Annotated in this window: 22 protein-coding genes, 2 tRNA genes and 1 rRNA gene; 6 read left to right on the plus strand and 19 right to left on the minus strand. The window is 28.6% G+C overall.

Features of this window, described 5'->3' with window-relative positions; translation table 11 throughout:
- Nucleotides 1–231: 231 nt before the first annotated feature.
- Nucleotides 232–624, plus strand: coding sequence for a nucleoside triphosphate pyrophosphohydrolase family protein (locus A500_RS02015; protein ID WP_016205920.1), 393 nt, complete (start codon nucleotides 232–234; stop codon nucleotides 622–624).
- Nucleotides 625–691: 67 nt separating this feature from the next.
- Here A500_RS02015 and disA read toward each other — a convergent pair whose 3' ends face one another.
- The 4 genes from disA to A500_RS02035 form a co-directional block, all read right to left on the minus strand.
- Nucleotides 692–1756 (minus strand): DNA integrity scanning diadenylate cyclase DisA, encoded by a 1065-nt coding sequence (gene disA / locus A500_RS02020; protein ID WP_016205921.1) that lies wholly within the window; start codon nucleotides 1754–1756, stop codon nucleotides 692–694.
- Nucleotides 1757–1772: 16 nt separating this feature from the next.
- Nucleotides 1773–3140 carry a DNA repair protein RadA gene (radA, locus tag A500_RS02025; protein WP_016205922.1) on the minus strand — a complete coding sequence of 456 codons (1368 nt, stop codon included), beginning with the start codon at nucleotides 3138–3140 and terminating at the stop codon, nucleotides 1773–1775.
- Between the two features lie 480 nt (nucleotides 3141–3620).
- Nucleotides 3621–4346: a glucosamine-6-phosphate deaminase gene (gene nagB / locus A500_RS02030; RefSeq protein ID WP_016205923.1), complete on the minus strand. Its 726-nt coding sequence runs from the start codon at nucleotides 4344–4346 to the stop codon at nucleotides 3621–3623.
- Complete coding sequence (locus tag A500_RS02035; protein ID WP_016205924.1) at nucleotides 4343–5065, minus strand: GntR family transcriptional regulator; 723 nt, start codon at nucleotides 5063–5065, stop codon at nucleotides 4343–4345. Before A500_RS02035 ends, nagB begins: the two co-directional genes overlap by 4 nt.
- Before the next feature lie 443 nt (nucleotides 5066–5508).
- Between A500_RS02035 and A500_RS02040 the strand changes: the two genes are divergently transcribed.
- Entirely contained in the window at nucleotides 5509–5736 is a 228-nt protein-coding gene (locus A500_RS02040; protein WP_016205925.1) for a glutaredoxin family protein, read from the plus strand.
- A gap of 84 nt (nucleotides 5737–5820) precedes the next feature.
- Here the strand turns inward: A500_RS02040 and A500_RS02045 are convergent, their stop codons facing one another.
- The 5 genes from A500_RS02045 to A500_RS02065 all read right to left on the minus strand — a co-directional run bounded on the left by A500_RS02045 (nucleotide 5821) and on the right by A500_RS02065 (nucleotide 11675).
- The gene (locus A500_RS02045) at nucleotides 5821–7284 is read right to left on the minus strand and encodes an NADP-dependent glyceraldehyde-3-phosphate dehydrogenase (protein ID WP_016205926.1); all 1464 of its coding nucleotides are present in this window, start codon (nucleotides 7282–7284) and stop codon (nucleotides 5821–5823) included.
- 2 nt (nucleotides 7285–7286) lie between these two features.
- Nucleotides 7287–7517 carry a glutaredoxin domain-containing protein gene (locus A500_RS02050; RefSeq protein ID WP_016205927.1) on the minus strand — a complete coding sequence of 77 codons (231 nt, stop codon included), beginning with the start codon at nucleotides 7515–7517 and terminating at the stop codon, nucleotides 7287–7289.
- A gap of 27 nt (nucleotides 7518–7544) precedes the next feature.
- On the minus strand, nucleotides 7545–8480 hold the full coding sequence (gene trxB / locus A500_RS02055) for a thioredoxin-disulfide reductase (RefSeq protein WP_016205928.1): 936 nt from the start codon (nucleotides 8478–8480) through the stop codon (nucleotides 7545–7547).
- Nucleotides 8481–8714: 234 nt separating this feature from the next.
- Entirely contained in the window at nucleotides 8715–11153 is a 2439-nt protein-coding gene (locus A500_RS02060; protein WP_016205929.1) for an ATP-dependent Clp protease ATP-binding subunit, read from the minus strand.
- A gap of 66 nt (nucleotides 11154–11219) precedes the next feature.
- Complete coding sequence (locus A500_RS02065) at nucleotides 11220–11675, minus strand: CtsR family transcriptional regulator (RefSeq protein ID WP_016205930.1); 456 nt, start codon at nucleotides 11673–11675, stop codon at nucleotides 11220–11222.
- A gap of 159 nt (nucleotides 11676–11834) precedes the next feature.
- Between A500_RS02065 and A500_RS02070 the strand changes: the two genes are divergently transcribed.
- Entirely contained in the window at nucleotides 11835–12470 is a 636-nt protein-coding gene (locus A500_RS02070; protein WP_016205931.1) for an MBL fold metallo-hydrolase, read from the plus strand.
- A 38-nt stretch (nucleotides 12471–12508) separates the two neighbouring features.
- On the opposite strand, the gene A500_RS02075 is transcribed toward A500_RS02070, so the two are convergent.
- The 7 genes from A500_RS02075 to A500_RS02105 form a co-directional block, all read right to left on the minus strand.
- The gene (locus A500_RS02075) at nucleotides 12509–12679 is read right to left on the minus strand and encodes a DUF362 domain-containing protein (protein ID WP_008681251.1); all 171 of its coding nucleotides are present in this window, start codon (nucleotides 12677–12679) and stop codon (nucleotides 12509–12511) included.
- Nucleotides 12680–12784: 105 nt separating this feature from the next.
- On the minus strand, nucleotides 12785–12988 hold the full coding sequence (locus A500_RS02080; protein WP_016205932.1) for a heavy-metal-associated domain-containing protein: 204 nt from the start codon (nucleotides 12986–12988) through the stop codon (nucleotides 12785–12787).
- 13 nt (nucleotides 12989–13001) lie between these two features.
- Nucleotides 13002–13907 (minus strand): PSP1 domain-containing protein, encoded by a 906-nt coding sequence (locus tag A500_RS02085; protein ID WP_016205933.1) that lies wholly within the window; start codon nucleotides 13905–13907, stop codon nucleotides 13002–13004.
- Nucleotides 13908–13909: 2 nt separating this feature from the next.
- Nucleotides 13910–14845: a DNA polymerase III subunit delta' gene (locus tag A500_RS02090; protein ID WP_016205934.1), complete on the minus strand. Its 936-nt coding sequence runs from the start codon at nucleotides 14843–14845 to the stop codon at nucleotides 13910–13912.
- Nucleotides 14846–14862: 17 nt separating this feature from the next.
- Entirely contained in the window at nucleotides 14863–15192 is a 330-nt protein-coding gene (locus tag A500_RS02095; RefSeq protein WP_016205935.1) for a cyclic-di-AMP receptor, read from the minus strand.
- Between the two features lie 91 nt (nucleotides 15193–15283).
- Nucleotides 15284–15913, minus strand: a complete 630-nt coding sequence (gene tmk, locus A500_RS02100) for a dTMP kinase (RefSeq protein ID WP_016205936.1) — start codon at nucleotides 15911–15913, stop codon at nucleotides 15284–15286.
- A gap of 16 nt (nucleotides 15914–15929) precedes the next feature.
- Nucleotides 15930–16139: a sigma factor G inhibitor Gin gene (locus tag A500_RS02105; RefSeq protein WP_016205937.1), complete on the minus strand. Its 210-nt coding sequence runs from the start codon at nucleotides 16137–16139 to the stop codon at nucleotides 15930–15932.
- Between the two features lie 146 nt (nucleotides 16140–16285).
- Between A500_RS02105 and A500_RS02110 the strand changes: the two genes are divergently transcribed.
- From A500_RS02110 to A500_RS02120, 3 genes are all read left to right on the plus strand, one after another.
- Nucleotides 16286–17437: a zinc-binding metallopeptidase family protein gene (locus A500_RS02110; protein WP_016205938.1), complete on the plus strand. Its 1152-nt coding sequence runs from the start codon at nucleotides 16286–16288 to the stop codon at nucleotides 17435–17437.
- 148 nt (nucleotides 17438–17585) lie between these two features.
- Complete coding sequence (locus tag A500_RS02115; RefSeq protein ID WP_016205939.1) at nucleotides 17586–18533, plus strand: magnesium transporter CorA family protein; 948 nt, start codon at nucleotides 17586–17588, stop codon at nucleotides 18531–18533.
- A 76-nt stretch (nucleotides 18534–18609) separates the two neighbouring features.
- The gene (locus A500_RS02120; protein WP_046999975.1) at nucleotides 18610–19536 is read left to right on the plus strand and encodes a S66 peptidase family protein; all 927 of its coding nucleotides are present in this window, start codon (nucleotides 18610–18612) and stop codon (nucleotides 19534–19536) included.
- Nucleotides 19537–19639: 103 nt separating this feature from the next.
- Here A500_RS02120 and A500_RS02125 read toward each other — a convergent pair.
- From A500_RS02125 to rrf, 3 genes are all read right to left on the minus strand, one after another.
- A tRNA-Cys gene (locus A500_RS02125) sits at nucleotides 19640–19714 on the minus strand.
- 5 nt (nucleotides 19715–19719) lie between these two features.
- Nucleotides 19720–19795 (minus strand) — tRNA-Phe (locus A500_RS02130).
- A 4-nt stretch (nucleotides 19796–19799) separates the two neighbouring features.
- Nucleotides 19800–19916, minus strand: a 5S ribosomal RNA gene (rrf, locus tag A500_RS02135).
- Between the last annotated feature and the right edge of the window lie 135 nt (nucleotides 19917–20051).

The raw sequence follows: 20051 nt of genomic DNA on the forward strand, positions 1-20051 counted from the left end.
TTTAATGAATAAATATTTAATTAATTTATAGTATCTATGTGAAACTAAGTTTTGTAGGCTTAAAAATTAAGCAATATTCTCGATATTATTTATTTGATTTTCTTGAGTAAGTATTGAATTATTTAATATCTTATTAATTTTATTGTTTAATAATTAAGCCTATATATTTTATTATTTAATAAAATATACTTTTATTTAAAAACAGCCATAGATTTTAAGGAGTTGAGGCATATGAAAGATATAATTTTTGATAATTTTCAAAATGATGTCAATGAATCATTACTGCGCCATAAAAGTATTTTAGATATAATAACTAAATATAGTGAATCTAGCTCTAGGGTAAATAGAGCTATAGCAAAGGCCGTTACTAATTGTGGTTGTATTCAAATTTGTGCTGAGAAACAAGGCATTCCTTCTGACGAAACTAATGATTTTAATTATGAACTAAGTAATCATCTTAAGGGAACCCTTTGTGATAATTGTCGTGAAATTATCGAAAATGAAATTGGAAATAATCTATTTTATCTTACTTCTTTATGTAATTGCTTGGATTTGAATCTATACGATATCTTATTAAAGGAAGAAAATAAAATGAGTATTCTGGGTAAATTTACACTTAGATAAACTTTAAGCAGGTTTTTACCTGCTTTTTTATTATTCTCAGTTCTATTTACTTTTATACATATTTTTGTTAAATTTCATTTTTTAAGTATATTTGTTCTTTTATTCTTCTTAATCCACTTCTTATAGCTTTAGCTCTAGCTTCTCCTATTCCATCTACTTTATCTAATTCATTAGTATCTGCCTCAATAACATATTTAAGCTCATTAAAATGTTTAACTAAATTTTCAATAACTGATACAGGAATTCTTGGAACCTTAAATAAGATTCTATATCCCTTTGGAGAAATTAACGTGTCTACTAATGGTACTCCTGAATATCCTAATATTTTGGCTATTAAATCTAAATCAACTAATTCTTCCGCAGTAAGCATTTGAATTTGATTATATATATCTTCATAACTTTCCTTTTCTTTGCAGTAATCTCTTATTAATAAAATCCCATCTCTCTCTATAAATTTTATAAGCTCATTAAGTTGCATAGAAATAAGTCTTCCTTCATTCCCAAGTTCAACTATATATCTTTGAATTTCTTCTACAACTCTCATTACCATTTCTGTTCTTTGTATTGCAGTTACAACATCAAAGACAGTTGTTAAGTCCTGGAATTCCAAGAGATTTAGGTTGTTTATTACTCTTTCTAATACAGTTACATACTTTTCTAAGGTTTGTATAGCCTGATTTGCTCTTGCTAATATAACACTACTTTCTTGAAGAACATATTTTAAGTCTCCCTTATAAATAGTTATTATATTTCTTCTTTGAGAAATTGCTACAACTATATTTCCAGTTTGTTTGGCAACTCTATTAGCTGTTCTATGTCTTGTTCCTGTTTCATATGTTGTAAGAGAATGATCAGGCACAAGCTGTGTGTTAGCACAAAGAATTCTTTTTAAATCTCCACTTATTACTATAGCACCATCCATTTTTGCTAATTCATAAACATAAGCTGGTGAATACTCTGAATTGATATTAAAGCCTCCATCTACAAGCTTCATTACCTCTTCACCATCTCCAATAACAACTAATCCTCCAGTTTTAGCTCTTAATATATTCTCTAAACCTTCTCTTAAAGCTGTTCCTGGACTCATAAGTTTTAAAATACTTTTTATTTCTTCATCATCTTTTATTCTCATATACTCACCCAATCCGTTAGAATATCTTACTTATAGCCTCTCTTAAATTGCTTACTCCTATTATATTCATAGAAGCGCTAGTAACCTTATCTTTATTTCTTTCAGGAATTATTGCATTTTTGAATCCCATTTTTTCTGCTTCTTTAATCAATCTATCACAAGATGAAACTGGTCTTATTTCTCCTGTAAGTCCAACTTCTCCTACAATAACCATTCGTTCTAACTTAAATCCTGTATTTTTTACACTTGATAATAATCCTAGTGCAAGACCTAAATCTCCTGTAGTGCCATCTAAAGTAAGTCCTCCAACAACATTTACATACACATCATACTTGTAGAATGGGACTCTTAATTTTTTTTCAAGTACAGCTAATATAAGTCTTAACCTTTGACTATCTATTCCCACGGCTGTTCTGCTAGCCATGTGCATATTTGTTTCTGTAGCTAAGGCTTGCATTTCAACAAGTATCGGTCTAGTGCCTTCCATTATTCCTATAACTGCTGAACCTTCTTGATTAAAGTTAGTATCCTCTAAAAATATTCTCGAAGGATCATATATTTCCTTTAATCCTTCTTCTGCCATTTCAAAAACTCCTATTTCACTAGTTGTTCCAAAACGATTTTTCATAGTTCTAAGAACTCTAAATTCTTCTGTACGCTCTCCCTCAAAATATAATACTGTATCAACCATATGCTCAAGAACTCTTGGTCCTGCAAGTTCACCTTGTTTAGTAACATGAGCTACTATGAATAATGGTATATTCTTATTTTTACCTATTCTCATTATAGCATTAGAACATTCCTTTACTTGAGATACACTTCCTGGAGCAGATGTTATTGATTCCTTATATACAGTTTGTATAGAATCAATTATTACAAAAACAGGTTGTAATTCATCTATATACGCTTCTATTAGATCCAGGTTGGTTTCTGATAATATATATAATTGTTCAGCATTAACATCCAACCTGTCTCCTCTGATTTTAATTTGCTCTTCAGACTCTTCTCCAGAAACATATAGTACTTTCCCGTACGATTTGGATATTGAGTTTGCTGTTTGTAATAGCAAAGTAGATTTCCCTATACCAGGATCTCCTGATATTAATGTTAAAGATCCCCTTACTAAACCGCCTCCCAATACTCTATTTAATTCTCGCAGTCCAGTATCATATCTTTGTTTTTCTCCTGATTTAATTTGCCCTATACTTTTAGGCATATTATCTAAAACCCTTAAGTTATTAACTTTACTTTTAATTTCTTTGTGAGTTTCCTTTACTTCTTCAACTAAAGTATTCCATTTGTTACAATCTGGACATTTCCCCAGCCACTTAGGAGACTCATATCCACATTCTTGACAAACAAACATGGATTTAATCTTAGCCATAAATTTTACCTACCAATCTTATTTACTTTTATATTTAATATTATAATCAATATATAGTTAAATTAATAATACTTATAATTAAAATAATGTAATACTAAATAGTTAACATAGTTATTCTTGTAAGATATTAAAATTGGAGTCATATAACTTTTTAACTTTGATATAAGCTCCCGAATAGTGAATCTAATAGCTTACCATATAATTTAATTGAATATTTATTTCCACCTATATATTAACTCAATTATAAAATAACTATATCATAACAATATTATAAAAACCAATATTTATAATAAAGGTCATATGTAAATTTTCTTACTTCAAGTCAATGTAAATTTCAATATGTCCTTTAACCAACCAAAAGAAAAAAATTATAAATAGTTACCCATATAATAAACCTTTTATAATTTCTAAAGAATAAAAAAGGAATGTAATCTATTTATAATAGCATTACATTCCTTAATAATCTTTAGTATTTACATTTTATAATAATTTTGCTGCTGCTTCATCAACTATAACTGTAACATTTCTGTGCATTTGTAACATTGATGCTGGCATATTTGTACTTATTTTCCCACTTACCATTGCTTTTACAGCTTCAGCTTTACTTTCACCACTTGCTATAACTATTATCTTCTTTGATCTCATTATTCCACCAAGGCCCATAGTTAAGGCTTGGGTTGGAACTTCATCTATTGATTCAAAAAATCTAGCATTAGCTTTTATAGTATCTTCTGTTAATTTTGTTAAATGAGTTCCTGATAATAATTCATTATCTGGTTCATTAAATGCTATGTGTCCATTATTCCCTATTCCTAATAGTTGAACATCTGTGCCACCTAGTTCGGTTATTCTAGCATCATATTCTTTACACTCTTCTTCTATGTTTTTAGCTAATCCATTTGGAACGTAAGTATTGGTCTTATCTATATTAATATGATTAAATAAATTTTCATTCATAAAATATCTATAGCTTTGAGGATGGTCACCACTTAATCCGATATATTCATCTAGATTTACTGTAGTAACATTTGAAAAGTCTACCTTTCCTTCCTTGTTCATTTTTATTAATTCCTTATACATTCCCATTGGAGATCCGCCAGTTGCTAATCCTAATATTGCTTTAGGATTGCTTTTTATTATATCTGCCATCTCATCAGCTGCTTTTTTACTTAGTTCTTCATAATTTTTAGTTATTATTAGTTTCATCGTATTTTCCCCTCTCGTCTCGATATATTTACTTGTAAAATAAATTTGTCAGATCTATAAATAGCTTCTTCTAAAAATATCATTTTATTATTATGATCATAGGTCTTGCTTATAATTTTTAGCATAGGTACTTGTTTATCTACACTAAATATATTTTTTAATTCATCATCCATTATTACTGATGCTATTGATGATTGAGAATAGTCTACTGTATATCCGAAACCTTCTAATATTTTAAATAAAGATCCATTTAACATTTCCATATCAATATATCCGCAATAGTCTACAGGTATATATACTGTTTCTAAAGCGACACATTCATCATCAACTATACGCTTTCTTTTGATTTTATATAATTCATCTAATGAAAATATATCTGCCAAATGTTCTGGTGTATTTATTTTGCAGAATTCAACAACTTCTGATCTAAGTTCTTTTCCCATTTGTTTTATTATTTCTGTAAAACTCATCATGTCTTGTTGTTTAAGGGTTTGTTCACAAACATAGGTACCTTTTCCCTTAATCCTTAAAAGAACTCCTTCTTGTACTAACTCTCCAATTGCTTGTCTTATAGTCATTCTACTAACACCATAAACTTCACATAGCTCTCTTTCGCTTGCTATACATTCACCTGGTTTCCATACTCCTTCAGATATCTTTGATATTAAATCATTTTTAAGTTGATAATAAACTGGAATTGGACTACTTTTATCTATCATTATTAAGCCTCCTATAAATATTATATTAAAAATTGTTATAGATGTCTAGACCAGTTGCATAATTTATTTAATTTGTTATAAAAATTAAAATTTTGCAAAAAATAAGTTTATAAACCATCAAGGAGATGATTTTATGATTAATAAAAACTATTTTTCTAATGTTCAATCTAGGAATATATTAAAAGAGAATTCTAAAAAAAATTTATCTGAAAATCTAATGTCCAACTATGTAGATACATCTTTAGATAACATGATTCTCAATTCAAACCTAGAAGATCAAAATATCATTAAATAGATTTATTTTATATTTTCCCATTGATATAATACCATATTCTTTATTTTAATAAAATAAAAGATATTAATTGTATTTATGGCAAAAATGATGTAAAATCTATATTAAACGATACTAATTATTTATTAAAAAGAAAAGGAGTGTTTGACTAATGGTTAAAGTTTACAGTACAAATTCTTGTCCATGGTGCGTAAAAGCAAAAAATTACTTAAAATCAGTTAATGTTGAATTTGAAGATTTAAATGTACAAGAAGATATGACAGCTAGAGATGAAATGATTAGCAAGTCAAAACAAATGGGAGTTCCTGTATTAGATATAAATGGAACTATTATAGTTGGATTTGATAAAAATGCTATTGATTCAGCTTTAAATGTTTAAGATAAAATAATTATTATATTTTAAAATAAAAAGGGATGTCTGAGACATCCCTTTATTTTTTAGTTGTGCTATAGCACATTTTAATTATCTTACTATATTAATTACTGTTGCCTTTGGTCTTGACATAGCTTCTATGGAATATCTAATACCTTGTGTACCAATTCCAGATGCCTTAACTCCTGAGAATGGGAAATGATCTGGTCCTCTTTCAGTTTTGTTATTAACTTGAACTGTACCTACTTCTAATCTATCAGCCACATAAAATGCTTCATTTATATTTTCAGTAAATACAGATGATTGTAATCCATATTCTGATTTATTTGCAATTTCTATTGCTTCATCTTTATCTTTAACTCTTATTATAGGTAAAACTGGTCCAAATGGTTCTTCCCAAGCTAATCTCATATCTGTAGTTACATTATCAAATAGAGTTGGATAGATCATATTACCATCTCTTTTTCCTCCAACCAGCAAATGTGCACCTTTCTCTCTAGCTTCATCTATAAGCTCCCAAACAAAGTCTGCTGATCTTTCATCAATTAACGGTACTATATCAACATCTTCTTCTAAAGGATTTCCGACTTTTAATTTCTCAACTTTTTCTTTAACTTTCTCAACCAACTTATCTGCAACTTCATTTACAACTAAAATTCTTTTTACTGCTGTACATCTTTGTCCTGAGTAAGAATATGCTCCTGCAACTATATTAGATGCTGCAAGATCTAAATCTGCATCCTTTAAAACTATAGCTGCATCTTTTCCTCCTAGTTCCATAAGTAAAGGAACCATTGCTGTTATTCTTGATATTTTAGTTCCGACATCTGTACTTCCTGTAAAGTTTATAAAATCTATTTCAGGATGTGTAACTATATAGTCACCTATATCACTACCTCTTCCAGTTATAGTGTTTAATACCCCAGCTGGCGCACCTGCTTGCTCAAAAACCTTAGCAAGATATAAACCACATAAGCTGCCTTGAGTAGCTGGTTTTAAAACAACAGAGTTTCCTGCAACTATTGCTGGTGCTATCTTTGATGCTGCTAAATTTATTGGATAATTAAATGGAGATATAGCTAAAACTACTCCTAATGGTTCTCTAGTTACTATTGATATTTTATTTCTTTTAAATCCTGGAAAACTATCTCCTGGAATACTTTCTCCTGATAAGTTTTTTGCTGTATCAGCAGTAAATCTTATATAGTCAGCTGACCTTAAAATTTCTGATTCAGAACTTTTTCTATCTTTACCTATTTCTCTCATCATTATATCTGCAATATCATCTAATTTCTCTACTAATATATCGGCAGCTTTATATAATATATCTGCTCTTTTACTTACTGGAACATTTCTCCACTCATTTTGTGCTATTTTAGCACTTTTTATAGACTGATCTACTTCTTCTTTTGTCATCGCTGGAACCTTTCCAACTAGGCAATTTTCGCCTATTGGTGAATATATTTCTATAAACTTTCCACTTTCACTACTAAGCCATTCTCCGTTTACTAAATTTCTAAATGTTCTTTCTTTGCCCCTTATACAACTAAACATATTCATCTACCTACCTTAGCTAATTCTATTTTATTCTTGTCAAATCCAACTATTATCTCACCATCTATATCAATTACAGGTACAGTTCTTTGCCCTGATACCTTGAAAACTTCCTCTCTATCCTCGTGCTTATCAGCTACATTAATCTCTTTATATTCCCAACCCTTCATTTCAAAAAATCTCTTTGCTTTAACACATGATGGGCACCATGATGTTGAATATATTTTTATCATAATATCTCTCCTTTAATCTTTCTTTAATTATTTTTTCTTTTCTACTACATACTTTTCAGCTTGTAGTGCTGCTATAGTTCCATCTGCAACAGCTGTTGTTATTTGTCTATATTCCTTTTCTCTGACATCTCCTGCTACATACACACCTTCTACATTAGTTCTCATACCTTCATCAGCTTTAATATAACCATTAGAAGTTAAATTTATATAATCCTTAAAATGATCTGTCTTCGGTACTGTTCCTATAAATCCAAATATAGCATCCATAGGAATTTCCTTTTCAGATCCATCTTTAGAATTCTTTATTATAGCCTTTTCTACAAAATCTTTTCCATCCACATCAACTAAATCTTCATTGAATAAAACCTCTATCTTAGGATGATTCATGACTTCTTCAATTGTAGCCTTTTCTCCATTAAAATAATTGTGTCTCCTTATCATAACTACTTTGGTCGCAAACTTAGTTAGAAATAATGCTTCTTCTAATGCAGAATTTCCTCCGCCTACAACTCCAACTATTTTTCCATCATACATTGCTCCATCGCAAACTGCACAATAATGAACCCCTTTTCCTGAGAACTTTTCTTCATTTGGAATAGGTAATTTTTTAGGAGTAGCCCCTGTTGCTATTATTACTGTTTTTGTTTTATATATATAACTATTAGTTTCAATTACTTTTTCTTCTCCACTAAAATCAACCTTTTCAACCATATCAAATTCATCTATTTGTGCTCCAAGCTCTTCTGCTTGTTGTTGCATTAAATCTGCTAATTCTGTGCCTGAAACCTTTTTAAATCCAGGATAATTTTCAATTGTATAGCTATTTCTAACCTGTCCGCCTAATATTTGATCTTCTAATAAAAGCATGTCTAGTTTAGCTCTTGTTGCATATATAGCTGCAGTTAACCCAGCTGGTCCACCGCCTATTATCACTAATTCTTTATGTTTAATTTCTTTATTCATAATTTACTCCTTCTACCCCCCAGGGTATATTCTTTGATTTAATTATATGCTTCTATAAGTTAAAATGCAACTATTTTTAAATAATAATTTTTCTTACTTATGTTGATTAATTTATCTTCTCTAATATTATTACTCTATAATCTATAAATTATTAATAAAAAACTAAAGGAAGAAAATAAGAAAATTACAAAAAACAAGAGAAGATTTTTCTCAAAAGAAAATCTTCTCTTTATACTATGATATATGCTCGAAATAAAGTTCCTCTCCATTACAATGTACTTGTAGATTATCTCCACCCTTTATATATCCCTTTAACATTTCTTCACTTAACTTATCTTCAAGTTCTTTTGCTATTATTCTTCTTAAAGGCCTAGCTCCATAATTTATATCTACTCCTTTATTTACTAGAAACTTTTTACTTTCTTCGTTTAAATTAATAGTTATTTTTCTTTCCTTCAACTTATCTATGGTGCTATTTAACATTAGGTTAACTATTTTCAATATATCATTATCTTTTAGCTTATGGAAAATTATTATATCATCTATTCTATTTATGAATTCTGGCTTAAATTGTTTTTTTACTTCATCCATAATACTTTTTTTCATTTTTTCATATTCACTATCATCTATACTGCTTGAAGTTGAAAATCCCATAGTACTTTGTTTTTTAATATCATGTGCTCCTACATTAGAAGTCATTATAACAATAGTATTCTTAAAATTTACAATTCTTCCTTTACTATCCGTTAATCTTCCATCTTCCATTACTTGTAGTAATATATTAAATACATCTGGATGAGCTTTTTCTATTTCATCTAATAAAATTACCGAATATGGATTTCTTCTAACAGCCTCTGTTAGCTGCCCTCCTTCTTCATATCCAATATATCCTGGAGGTGCTCCAACTAATCTAGATACAGAATGCTTTTCCATATATTCAGACATATCAATTCTTATTAAGTTCTTTTTATCTCCAAACATAGCTTCTGCTAGTGCATTAGATAATTCTGTTTTACCAACCCCAGTAGGTCCACAAAATACAAAAGTTCCTATTGGCCTATTAGGATCTTTTAGTCCTACCCTTGCTCTTCTTACTGCTTTAGCTACAGCCATTACTGCTTCCTTTTGACCTACTACTCTTTTATGCAATAAATCCTCCAGCTTTAATAGTTTCTCTGATTCTTGTTCTGTTAGTTTTTCTAACGGAATTCTAGACCAAATAGACACTACTCTTGCAACTTGTTCTTTATTTACTACATAACTATTAGATTCATTATTATTCAAATTTATTTTTAAGTCATCTAAATTACTTATTAATTCTTTTTCTTTATCCCTTAGATATGCAGCTCTTTCAAAGTCTTGATTCTTTATTGACATCTCTTTCTCTTTTGTAATTTCTTTTATTTTTATTTGTAATTCTTTTATATCTGGTGGTGATATCAAATTTTCTATTCTTACTTTTGCTGAAGCTTCATCTATTAAATCTATTGCCTTATCAGGCATAAATCTATCCGTTATATATCTATCAGATAGATCCACAGCAGCTTCTAAAGCTTCATCTTCTATTCTTACCATATGATGTAACTCATATTTTTCCCTAAGCCCTTTTAATATCTCTAGGGTTTCTTCCTTTGATGGTTCTTCTATTATAACAGGTTGAAATCTTCTCTCTAAAGCAGAATCTTTTTCTATATATTTTCTGTATTCATCTATTGTTGTAGCACCAATACATTTTATTTCGCCTCTTGCTAATGCAGGTTTTAAAATATTTGCAGCATCTATTGCACCTTCTGCACCTCCCGCACCAACTATAGTATGAATTTCATCTATAAATATTATTATATCTTGAGAACTTCTTATTTCATCTATAACTTTTTTTAATCTATCTTCAAATTCTCCTCTATATTTAGAACCTGCTACCATAGAAGTTAAGTCTAGCGAAATTAATATTTTATCCTTTAGAATATCTGGAACATTTCCACTAATTATTCTTTGCGCTAATCCTTCTATCACAGCTGTTTTTCCAACTCCAGGCTCTCCTATTAAACAAGGATTATTTTTTATTCTTCTACATAATATTTCTAGTATTCTCTTATTTTCACTCTCTCTGCCTATTACTGGATCTAAGGAGCCTTCCCTCGCCATATCAGTAAGATTTCTTCCATACTGATTTAATAAAGGTGTTTTTATACTTTTTCTCTTATTTTTATCTTCTATTTTTATTTCTTCTGCTTCTTTTTTATATAAATAATCACTTATCTCATTTTTTATAAACTTTAAATCTAATTTTAAATTTGAAAGCATAGTATAAGCTATACCTTCTGTATCATCTATTAATGCTAATAAAATATGCTCAGGATTTATATATTTATGATCATACATCCTTGCTTTAATTAAACTATCATCAAATAATCTTTTTGTTCTTGGATTTAACAACATTTCTCCTACTGATATATCTATATCCCCAAAACCAAGATAATCCTCTATGAGCCTTTTAACCTTATCAATGGTAGCTCCATTAACATATAATACTTGTTTTGCATATCCACCTTCTTTTAGTATCCCTAAAAGAATATGTTCTGTTCCTATATACCCATGTTTAAAATATTGTGATTCCTTCTGAGCCTCTACAAGTACTAATTGTGCTCTCTCATTAAACTTCCCAAAAACCATACATACCTCCATACCCTATTGCTAAACTTAACAATCTTCAGATAAATTTTGGCTATTTAAATTATCTTACGATAATACTACTGTAATAATTCCTTTAAGTATTTGAGATCTTAACTTATTTTTATCTTCAACATTTACTAATGTCCTATCATTTAAGGATATCTTTATTATTTCATATTCTTTTTCTGTAATACTATTAGTGTCCCTTAAATGATTTAATATAGATAATGCGTTTCCATATGTTATACTTTCGCCAATTGAAGTATTTATTAAGTCTACTCTCTCGTCCTTATCATCGTATGTTATTTTTTTAATTACTATGCAGCCCCCGCCACCTCTTTTACTTTCTATTATATAACCCTTCTCATAAGTAAACCTAGTTGTTAGTACATAATTTATTTGTGATGGTGCACATGAAAATTTATCTGCTAATTCATTTCTTTGAATTGATACTTGTCTTTCTCTTTCTTGCTTTATCATATCTTTTATAAAATTCTCTATTGTATCTGAAATTCTTGCCATATTTTCACCTTCTTAAACTTCATTTTAAAACTGACCTTCTTTGACTTTTATTATATATTATAAATCTTAATATGTCCATTTTATAAATTTTATTATCTTTAGTAAGAATATGAATTATATTACAACTTTTACTCAAACTATATAAAGAGGTGATTAAATATGGAAATTAAGTGGATAGGTAACACAAGTTTCTTGATAAAGAACTCAATCGGTAAAAGAATCCTTTTAGACCCCATGCAAATATATCCTTATATAGAAAAGTATGATTTAAAACCAGATATAATTACATTTAGTCATACCCATAATAATGAAATTATTAATAAATTTATTGATAAAGATTGCATAATAATAAATTCTCCCTGTTCATTTTCTAATGATTTTATAAACTTAGATGGTTATGAGACATTTAAAGATGATCTTAATGGTTTTAAACGTGGAGAAAATATAATTTATTATCTAAATATTGATGGTTTTAAGATTTGTCATTTAGGTTCTCTTGGACATAGACTTGACAATAATTTATTAAGTAAATTATCAGATTTAGATTTTTTGTTTATTCCAATTGGTGGGCACTTTTGCTTAGATGGATTTTCAGCTGCTAGACTTGCAATAAATTTAAAGCCAAAATATATAATTCCAATGTGTTTTAAAAATTCTTCCGAATATTTTTATTTAGATGGCCCTCATAAATTCTTATCTTCTATAAAAAACATCTTCTCTTATGATTGTAGTACCATATATTCAGATGATTTATCTTTTGGAGATAAATGCTCTGTCATACTATTATCAACATAAAAATAAAGAACCGCTAAATTAGCGGTTCTTTATGTAAATTATGCTTGTACTGGAGCTCCTACTGGACAAACATTTGCACAGTTTCCACAATCTATGCAAGTATCCTCATCGATAACGAATTGAGTATCTCCTTGACTTATAGCATTAACTGGACATTCTGCAGCACATGCGCCACAGTTTACACATGAATCTTCAATCTTAAATGCCATAAAAGCACCTCCTAATATTATGAATTTATTTCACAATCTATTTTATCACAATGATTTAAATTTTAAAAGGCTTAAGAAGAATTTATACAATATTGATGATAGACTTTAGATTACACTATATCCTGCTTCTTCAATTGATATTGCTATTTCATCAACTCTTATACTTTTATCATCATATACTACATTTACTTCTTGCTTATCTAAATTGATTTCGCAAGCAACAACCCCTTCATTATGTGATATAGCTTCTCTTATGTTAATAACATCCTTATTTGTATTAAGATTAGCTATCTTTAATACTGACTTCATTCAGCTTCCCCCTTTAATTCTCTTTAATAAGATCTTTTAATAACTTTTTATCCTCTGGTGATTCAATTTCTAGCTTTATATCCGATTCATCTACTGAATCTTCATAACTACCTTCTATAAGCTCAATATTGTCTATTTTAAACTCTTCTATAACTTCTTCATCGCCTCTTCTATATTTAACCTTTATACTTTCCTTAACTATATTGTTACCTACTACTTCTCCTTTTACATCACCTATTTTGACAATTGATTCAACTTTAGGTAATCTCTTTCTTATATCTTCATATGTACTTTGTTCATAATTTAAACAACACATAAGTCTTCCACATATTCCTGATATTTTAGTTGGATTAAGTGACAAGTTTTGTTCCTTTGCCATTTTTATAGATACTGATGCAAAATCGCCTAAAAAAGTTGAACAGCAAAGTGACCTTCCACAAGGCCCTAACCCACCTAGCATCTTTGCTTCATCCCTAACACCGATTTGTCTTAACTCTATTCTTGTTTTAAATATAGTGGCTAAATCCTTAACTAGTTCTCTAAAATCAACTCTTCCATCTGCTGTAAAATAGAATATAACCTTATTATTATCAAAAGTGTACTCTACATCTATTAATTTCATGTTTAATGCATGCTCTTCTATTTTCTTTAAGCATATTTCTAAGGCGTCTTTTTCTTTTAATTTATTATCTTTATGTTTATTTATATCTTCCTCTTCGGCAACTCTTAAAACACTTTTTAAAGGAGCTACTATATCTGATTCGGATATTTCTTTAATACCTATTACACACTCCCCAAACTCTATTCCTCTTGCTGTTTCTACAACCGCAAAATCACCTTTTTTTATGCTTAATCCATTTGGATCAAAATAATATATCTTACCGGCTTTTTTAAATCTTATACCTACAACTTTTATCATTATTAAACCTCCATAAATCCTATAAGCATTACTCTAATAGTTAATTGAAAATTAGAATTACTTAATATTGTTTTTCTAGCTTCTCCTATTTTATCAATAATTTTATTAAGTTTCTTATAGGACATTTCAATAGCTAATTGTTTTATATTTTCTATTTTATCCCCATTTATTATTACATTAATTTCATTTACTTCTTTATAGACAATTATATCTCTTATAAAGGAGGCTAAAATGTTTAATATTTCTTCCTTTTTATCCTTATATGATAATATCTTAACTTCAAAATCTAATAATTTTTGAAGATTTCCATTAACTAATATATATAACAAATCAATTAGTAAATTTCTTAAATCCTTTAATGAAGAATCCCTTAAAAACTTTTCCGCTTTTCCTGGAATACCTTCACTATATGAAATTGCAGCCTTAATTTCTTCGTTACTATAATTCTCTGTTCCTAATCTTTCTATATAAAGCTTAACTTCATCTTTTGTTAGTGGAGTTAATTTATATATCTGACATCTTGATTTTATAGTATCCAAAATAAGTTCTAAACTTTCACATAATAAAATTATAAATACACCTTTTGGTGGCTCTTCTATAGTTTTTAAAAGAGCATTTTGAGCTTGCACTGTCATCTTATTTCCATCATGAATTATTATAACCTTCTTATCTCCCTCAAATGGCTTCTTACTTACCTCATCTACTACGTCTCTTACATCATCTACTCCAAAGGAAGACTTTTTACATCTATAATTTACAATATCAACATAATTTCTATCTTGATGACCGCCTAATATATTTATTGCTATTAATTTAGCTAAATTACTTTTTCCAATACCATCTTCTCCAACAATTATATGTGCATGGGAAATTTCTCCGGTTAATATTCTTTTTCTTAAACTTTCAATTATTCTTTCATGTCCAATAAAATGTCCCATTACACCCTCCAATGTAACTATATTTTAATAAACTGATCTACATCTATAACAAATACAGTTGCCCCTCCAACTTCAATTTCTATAGGATAAGACATATACATGTCAACATTTCCTGTAATAGGAGTTGGTGTTGTTATAATTTGCTTTCTAGTTTTACAAATATCTTCTACAACATCTATAACATCTTTAACTTTACTTTCTTCTACCCCTATAATTAATGTTGTATTTCCTGATTTTAAGAATCCTCCAGTAGATGCTAATTTAGTAACTCTAAATCCAGCCTCTGTCATTGCATCAACTAAATCTAAAGCATCATCGTCTTGGACCATAGCTATTACTAACTTCATATTAACCCCTCCAATAAATTTATACTCCTTTAACAATATTCTATCATAAAAGAGATAAAAATTAATTAAAAAAATTTTTCTATACTATATTTTATTCAATAAAGTTAATAATTATTTCCTTAACTTCACTAAAGACCTCTTCTATTGATTTTTCAGCGTCTATTTTTATAAATTTATCTTTGTTACCTTCGTATAGCTTATGGTAACCTTCCCTAACCTTATTATGAAAGTCCATTTTTTCTAAATCTAATCTATTTACTTCTCTACCTTTATTTTTATTTATTCTTGATAATCCTATTTGTGGGGACACATCAAATAAAATGTTTAAGTCAGGCATGTACTCTCCAACTGCAAACTTATTTATTTGATATATGTCACTCATTCCTATACCTCTTGCATATCCTTGATAAGCTAATGATGAATATATAAATCTGTCACATAGAACTATTACACCATCATTCAACTTTGGTACAACTCTTTCTACTAAATGTTGTCTTCTTGCTGCTGTATATAATAAAGCTTCTGTTTTCCCATCCATACTAGTATTTTTAGTATCTAATATTATTTTTCTTATGTCTTCTGATATTTGTATTCCACCTGGTTCTCTTGTTTTTATACAATTTATATTATTCTCAATTAAATATTCATATATCATTTCTAAAATTGTACTTTTACCAGATCCTTCTCCACCTTCAAATACTATAAATTTTCCTCTGTTCATTTATTTATACCTCATATCATTTTATATTATAGTTACTTAAAAGCCAACATTTAACCTTTTCCTTATAATAATCGTATTCAAAATCCTCTACGCTTATATTAGATATCTTATTGTTGCAGTATTGACATAATAAGCTTTTTTCTATAATTATATCACTATATATTTCATTTCCACAAACCTTACATTTATTTTCATTTTTATCTATACCTTTTATTAATAAATCCATATAACCTCATCCTTTTATAATAATTTTTTATTATAATTCTCACCTAATAATTGTATTCTTATACTTTTCTAAAAAGTTATATTTAATAAATAATTATTTGTATTTAAGGGAAACTTAAAAGTAAGATAATTTGGGAGGACGATACTATGAAACAAGAAATGATTAGTAATTTAGAAAAATATAAAGATGATATAAAAAATTTAAACACTTATTTATATAATAATCCAGAAGAAAGTTATAAAGAGTATAATGGTTATAATTATATTTGCGACTTTTTAATTAATAATAATTTTAATGTGAAAAGAAAATTTTTAGACTTAGAAACATCATTTTATGCTTCTAAAGGTAATGGCTGTCCTAAGATTTGTTTTATATGTGAATATGATGCGGTTCCAGGTGAAGGGCATTTAACTGGTCATAACTTATTAACTACTACTTCAATTGCAGCTGCATTATCCTTAGGTTCAATAATAGAAAAAATAGGTGGAAGCGTAATAATTATAGGGTGTCCAGGTGAATATCTCGGGGGAACAAAATCGGTCATGGTTAAGCAAGGAGTATTTGATGATATAGATGTAGTACTACTTGCACATCCTGATATTGTGACCTCTGAAAGTGGAAGTTCATCTGCAATAATTCCTTTAAGCATTAAATTTATAGGCCATAGTGGGTTAAGTTTTTTGAATAAAGGTACTTATACCTCATTAGATGGAATACTTTTAACTTTTAATATTCTAAATTCATTATTAAAAGGATTTCCTGAAGATGTCGAAGTCAATTCTATTTTATCTAATGGAGGATTTACACCTTTATTATTACCGCTAGAATCTGAAGCTAAGTTTTATATTCGAGCCAAAGAGATGGATATAGCAAAAATAGCTGAAAGTAAGCTAAGAGAAATAGCTATTTACGTTTCTAAATTAATAAGAGTACAATATTCAATTTCTTTATATGAACCTGAAAATGAGGAATTAGTAACAAATAGAACTTTAAATAGATTATTTAGTCATAACTTAAAAGAAAATGGAATAATAAACATTGCAGACTCTAGAGATATTTATTCTGGATTAAGTTTAGGAATAGTAAGTAAAAAGGTTCCTTGTATTCATCCATATATCTCTGTAGTCCCTAATGAAGATATAAAATATGGTACAAAGGACTTTGCTAAAGCTACTATAACAGATTATGCATTTGATGAAGCTATGAAAGCTGCACTATCATTATCATTTACAGGATATGATATTATACTGAATGAAAATCTTTTGTCAGAAGTAAAAAGTGAATTCTATAAGAAATAAATCTCTATATAAGATATATAGCGTTTAAATAAACACTATATATCTTTTTTATTATATACATGATTTTTATATAAAATTTATTTATTGTATTACAAATGGCCATATTAATAGTATAATTAACTTTGGAATCTATTTAAGGAGGTTAATTATGATACAAATTTACAAAAGTATTAGCGAGCAAAATCCAACATTAAAGGTTCTTGATAATTTAGAAGCTGGTTGTTGGATCAATATTATAGCGCCTTCAGATGAAGAGTTAATTTTAATTTCTAAAAAAACAGGAGTTCCTTTGTCATTCTTAAAGGCTCCTCTTGATGATGAAGAAACCTCTCGTATAGATATAGAAGATAATTGTTTATTAGTTGTAGTTGATATTCCTTTCACAGAGATGGAAGATAATTCTCTTACATATGACACATATCCTTTAGCAATAATTCATACAGAAAAGCAACTTATTACTGTGTGTTTAAAAAATAGTCGTATTTTAACAGATTTTATAAATGGTAAAGTTAAATCATTCTATTCATTTAAGAAATCAAGATTTATATTACAAATATTAAACAAAATATCAACATCTTACTTAATTTACTTGCGTCAAATCGATAAAAAAAGTTTAATGATAGAAAAAAGATTACATAAATCAATGAAGAATAGAGAATTGATTCAACTGCATTCATTAGAAAAATCATTGGTTTACTTTTCAACATCTCTTAAAGCTAATGAGATAACATTAGAAAAGATGCTTAAATTAGAAATAATGCAAAAATACGAAGAAGATCAAGATGTATTAGAGGATGTTATAATTGAAAATAAACAAGCTATTGAGATGACAGAAATATATAGTAACATACTTGCCAGTACTATGGACTTTTTTGCTTCTGTTATTTCAAACAACTTAAATATAGTTATGAAGGTTTTAGCATCAGTTACCATAATAATGGCTATTCCTACTGTTATTGGTGGACTATTTGGAATGAATTTTACTCGAATGCCACTTATACATAATGAGTATGGCTTCGAAATTACTATGATTGCAACGTTAATATTAAGCCTTGGTACTGCATATATATTATATAGAAAAGATATGTTTTCTTAGAAATAAAGCTAGTTGAAGTACTAGCTTTATTTTTTTGGTAGTATATTAACATATAAATAATTTTAAGTAGGTGTATATGTTGTTAAAATTGAAATCATTAACTAAATCCTCTACTGTTGGTATTATTGCTCCAGCATCTCCTGAGTCAAAAGATTTTATTGATAATAAAATAGATATCTTTAAAAAACTAGGATTTAAAATAAAAAAATCAGAGCACTTATATGATTCATATGGATATCTAGCTGGTAATGATAAAAGTCGTGCAGAAGATCTTAATTCTATGTTTGCAGATAAAGAAGTAGATGCTATAGTTTGCCTTAGGGGGGGCTATGGTTCAATTAGAATGGCTCCTTATTTAGATTTAAAGATTATTAGAAATAATCCAAAAATATTTTGTGGCTATAGTGATATAACCTTATTATTAAATTATATAAATAGAACTTGTAAATTTCCTACCTTTCATGGTCCAATGATAACTTCAAACTTTAGTGATATTATGACAAAAGAATTCTTTTTAAAAGTTTTGCAGAATAATAGTTCTAAAATCCAGTACGATTTAAAAGAATTATGTGCCGATAATTATATAACATTTAACAATAAAAATTTTAGCGGTAGTATAGTTGGTGGAAATTTATCAATAATATGTTCAACTATCGGAACACCATACGAAATAGATTTTAAAAACAACATCTTACTCATCGAAGATATTAATGAAAGTCCTTATGCTGTGGATAGAATGTTATCCCAACTTATTTCCTGTGGAAAACTTCAACAAAGTTGTGGAGTACTCTTAGGATACTTTACAGATTGTATTAATAAACCTACTGATTTTTCAATAGAAGAAATTATAAGGCAAAAATTAGTCCCTCTAAATATCCCTATAATTAATGGAATTCCGATAGGACATGATTATCCTAATATTACTATTCCAATAGGAGCTCAATTTGAGTTTTTTAGTGATACTAATTTACTTATTCAAAAGAAGGTATTATTTAAATCTTAATATTAATTAAATTATTACAATACTTTCTTTTTATTTTATAATTACTTCATCTTCTATAAAAGTTCACAAAAAAAATCCTACAAGAAATTCTTGTAGGATTTTTTGGAGGCGCCACCCGGATTTGAACCGGGGGATAAAGGTTTTGCAGACCTCTGCCTTACCACTTGGCTATAGCGCCATACCTGGTGGCTCGACCAGGAATCGAACCAGGGACACGAGGATTTTCAGTCCTCTGCTCTACCGACTGAGCTATCGAGCCACATACCTAGCAACGTTCTACTCTCCCACACAGTCTCCCATGCAGTACCATCGACGCTGTAGAGCTTAACTTTCCTGTTCGGAATGGAAAGGAGTGTTTCCTCTACGCCATCATCACTAGATAAGTAACGGTCCAAATTTTAATTTGGCTACCGGAACTTATGCAAATTGCCTTAGCAATTTGTATTCCTTTTTCAGAGTATTCTCTGAAAATTGCATATGAATTATAAATTTCAACCAAATCTTTGTGTTTTTTT

Source organism: Clostridium sartagoforme AAU1, from assembly GCF_000401215.1.
Lineage (GTDB): Bacteria > Bacillota > Clostridia > Clostridiales > Clostridiaceae > Clostridium > Clostridium sartagoforme.

What these genes read in the sequence shown, in the direction of transcription:
- A500_RS02070 (WP_016205931.1), top strand. Translation starts at nt 11,835, where the DNA reads ATGGAAATTAAGTGGATAGGTAACACAAGTTTCTTGATAAAGAACTCA.
- tmk (WP_016205936.1), bottom strand. Translation starts at nt 15,913, where the DNA reads ATGAACAGAGGAAAATTTATAGTATTTGAAGGTGGAGAAGGATCTGGT.
- A500_RS02045 (WP_016205926.1), bottom strand. Translation starts at nt 7,284, where the DNA reads ATGTTTAGTTGTATAAGGGGCAAAGAAAGAACATTTAGAAATTTAGTA.
- A500_RS02035 (WP_016205924.1), bottom strand. Translation starts at nt 5,065, where the DNA reads ATGATAGATAAAAGTAGTCCAATTCCAGTTTATTATCAACTTAAAAAT.
- trxB (WP_016205928.1), bottom strand. Translation starts at nt 8,480, where the DNA reads ATGAATAAAGAAATTAAACATAAAGAATTAGTGATAATAGGCGGTGGA.
- A500_RS02060 (WP_016205929.1), bottom strand. Translation starts at nt 11,153, where the DNA reads ATGGTTTTTGGGAAGTTTAATGAGAGAGCACAATTAGTACTTGTAGAG.
- A500_RS02040 (WP_016205925.1), top strand. Translation starts at nt 5,509, where the DNA reads ATGGTTAAAGTTTACAGTACAAATTCTTGTCCATGGTGCGTAAAAGCA.
- nagB (WP_016205923.1), bottom strand. Translation starts at nt 4,346, where the DNA reads ATGAAACTAATAATAACTAAAAATTATGAAGAACTAAGTAAAAAAGCA.
- A500_RS02065 (WP_016205930.1), bottom strand. Translation starts at nt 11,675, where the DNA reads ATGGCAAGAATTTCAGATACAATAGAGAATTTTATAAAAGATATGATA.
- disA (WP_016205921.1), bottom strand. Translation starts at nt 1,756, where the DNA reads ATGAGAATAAAAGATGATGAAGAAATAAAAAGTATTTTAAAACTTATG.
- A500_RS02105 (WP_016205937.1), bottom strand. Translation starts at nt 16,139, where the DNA reads ATGGATTTATTAATAAAAGGTATAGATAAAAATGAAAATAAATGTAAG.
- A500_RS02115 (WP_016205939.1), top strand. Translation starts at nt 17,586, where the DNA reads ATGATACAAATTTACAAAAGTATTAGCGAGCAAAATCCAACATTAAAG.
- radA (WP_016205922.1), bottom strand. Translation starts at nt 3,140, where the DNA reads ATGGCTAAGATTAAATCCATGTTTGTTTGTCAAGAATGTGGATATGAG.
- A500_RS02015 (WP_016205920.1), top strand. Translation starts at nt 232, where the DNA reads ATGAAAGATATAATTTTTGATAATTTTCAAAATGATGTCAATGAATCA.
- A500_RS02080 (WP_016205932.1), bottom strand. Translation starts at nt 12,988, where the DNA reads ATGAAGTCAGTATTAAAGATAGCTAATCTTAATACAAATAAGGATGTT.
- A500_RS02090 (WP_016205934.1), bottom strand. Translation starts at nt 14,845, where the DNA reads ATGGGACATTTTATTGGACATGAAAGAATAATTGAAAGTTTAAGAAAA.
- A500_RS02075 (WP_008681251.1), bottom strand. Translation starts at nt 12,679, where the DNA reads ATGGCATTTAAGATTGAAGATTCATGTGTAAACTGTGGCGCATGTGCT.
- A500_RS02120 (WP_046999975.1), top strand. Translation starts at nt 18,610, where the DNA reads ATGTTGTTAAAATTGAAATCATTAACTAAATCCTCTACTGTTGGTATT.
- A500_RS02050 (WP_016205927.1), bottom strand. Translation starts at nt 7,517, where the DNA reads ATGATAAAAATATATTCAACATCATGGTGCCCATCATGTGTTAAAGCA.
- A500_RS02085 (WP_016205933.1), bottom strand. Translation starts at nt 13,907, where the DNA reads ATGATAAAAGTTGTAGGTATAAGATTTAAAAAAGCCGGTAAGATATAT.
- A500_RS02110 (WP_016205938.1), top strand. Translation starts at nt 16,286, where the DNA reads ATGAAACAAGAAATGATTAGTAATTTAGAAAAATATAAAGATGATATA.
- A500_RS02095 (WP_016205935.1), bottom strand. Translation starts at nt 15,192, where the DNA reads ATGAAGTTAGTAATAGCTATGGTCCAAGACGATGATGCTTTAGATTTA.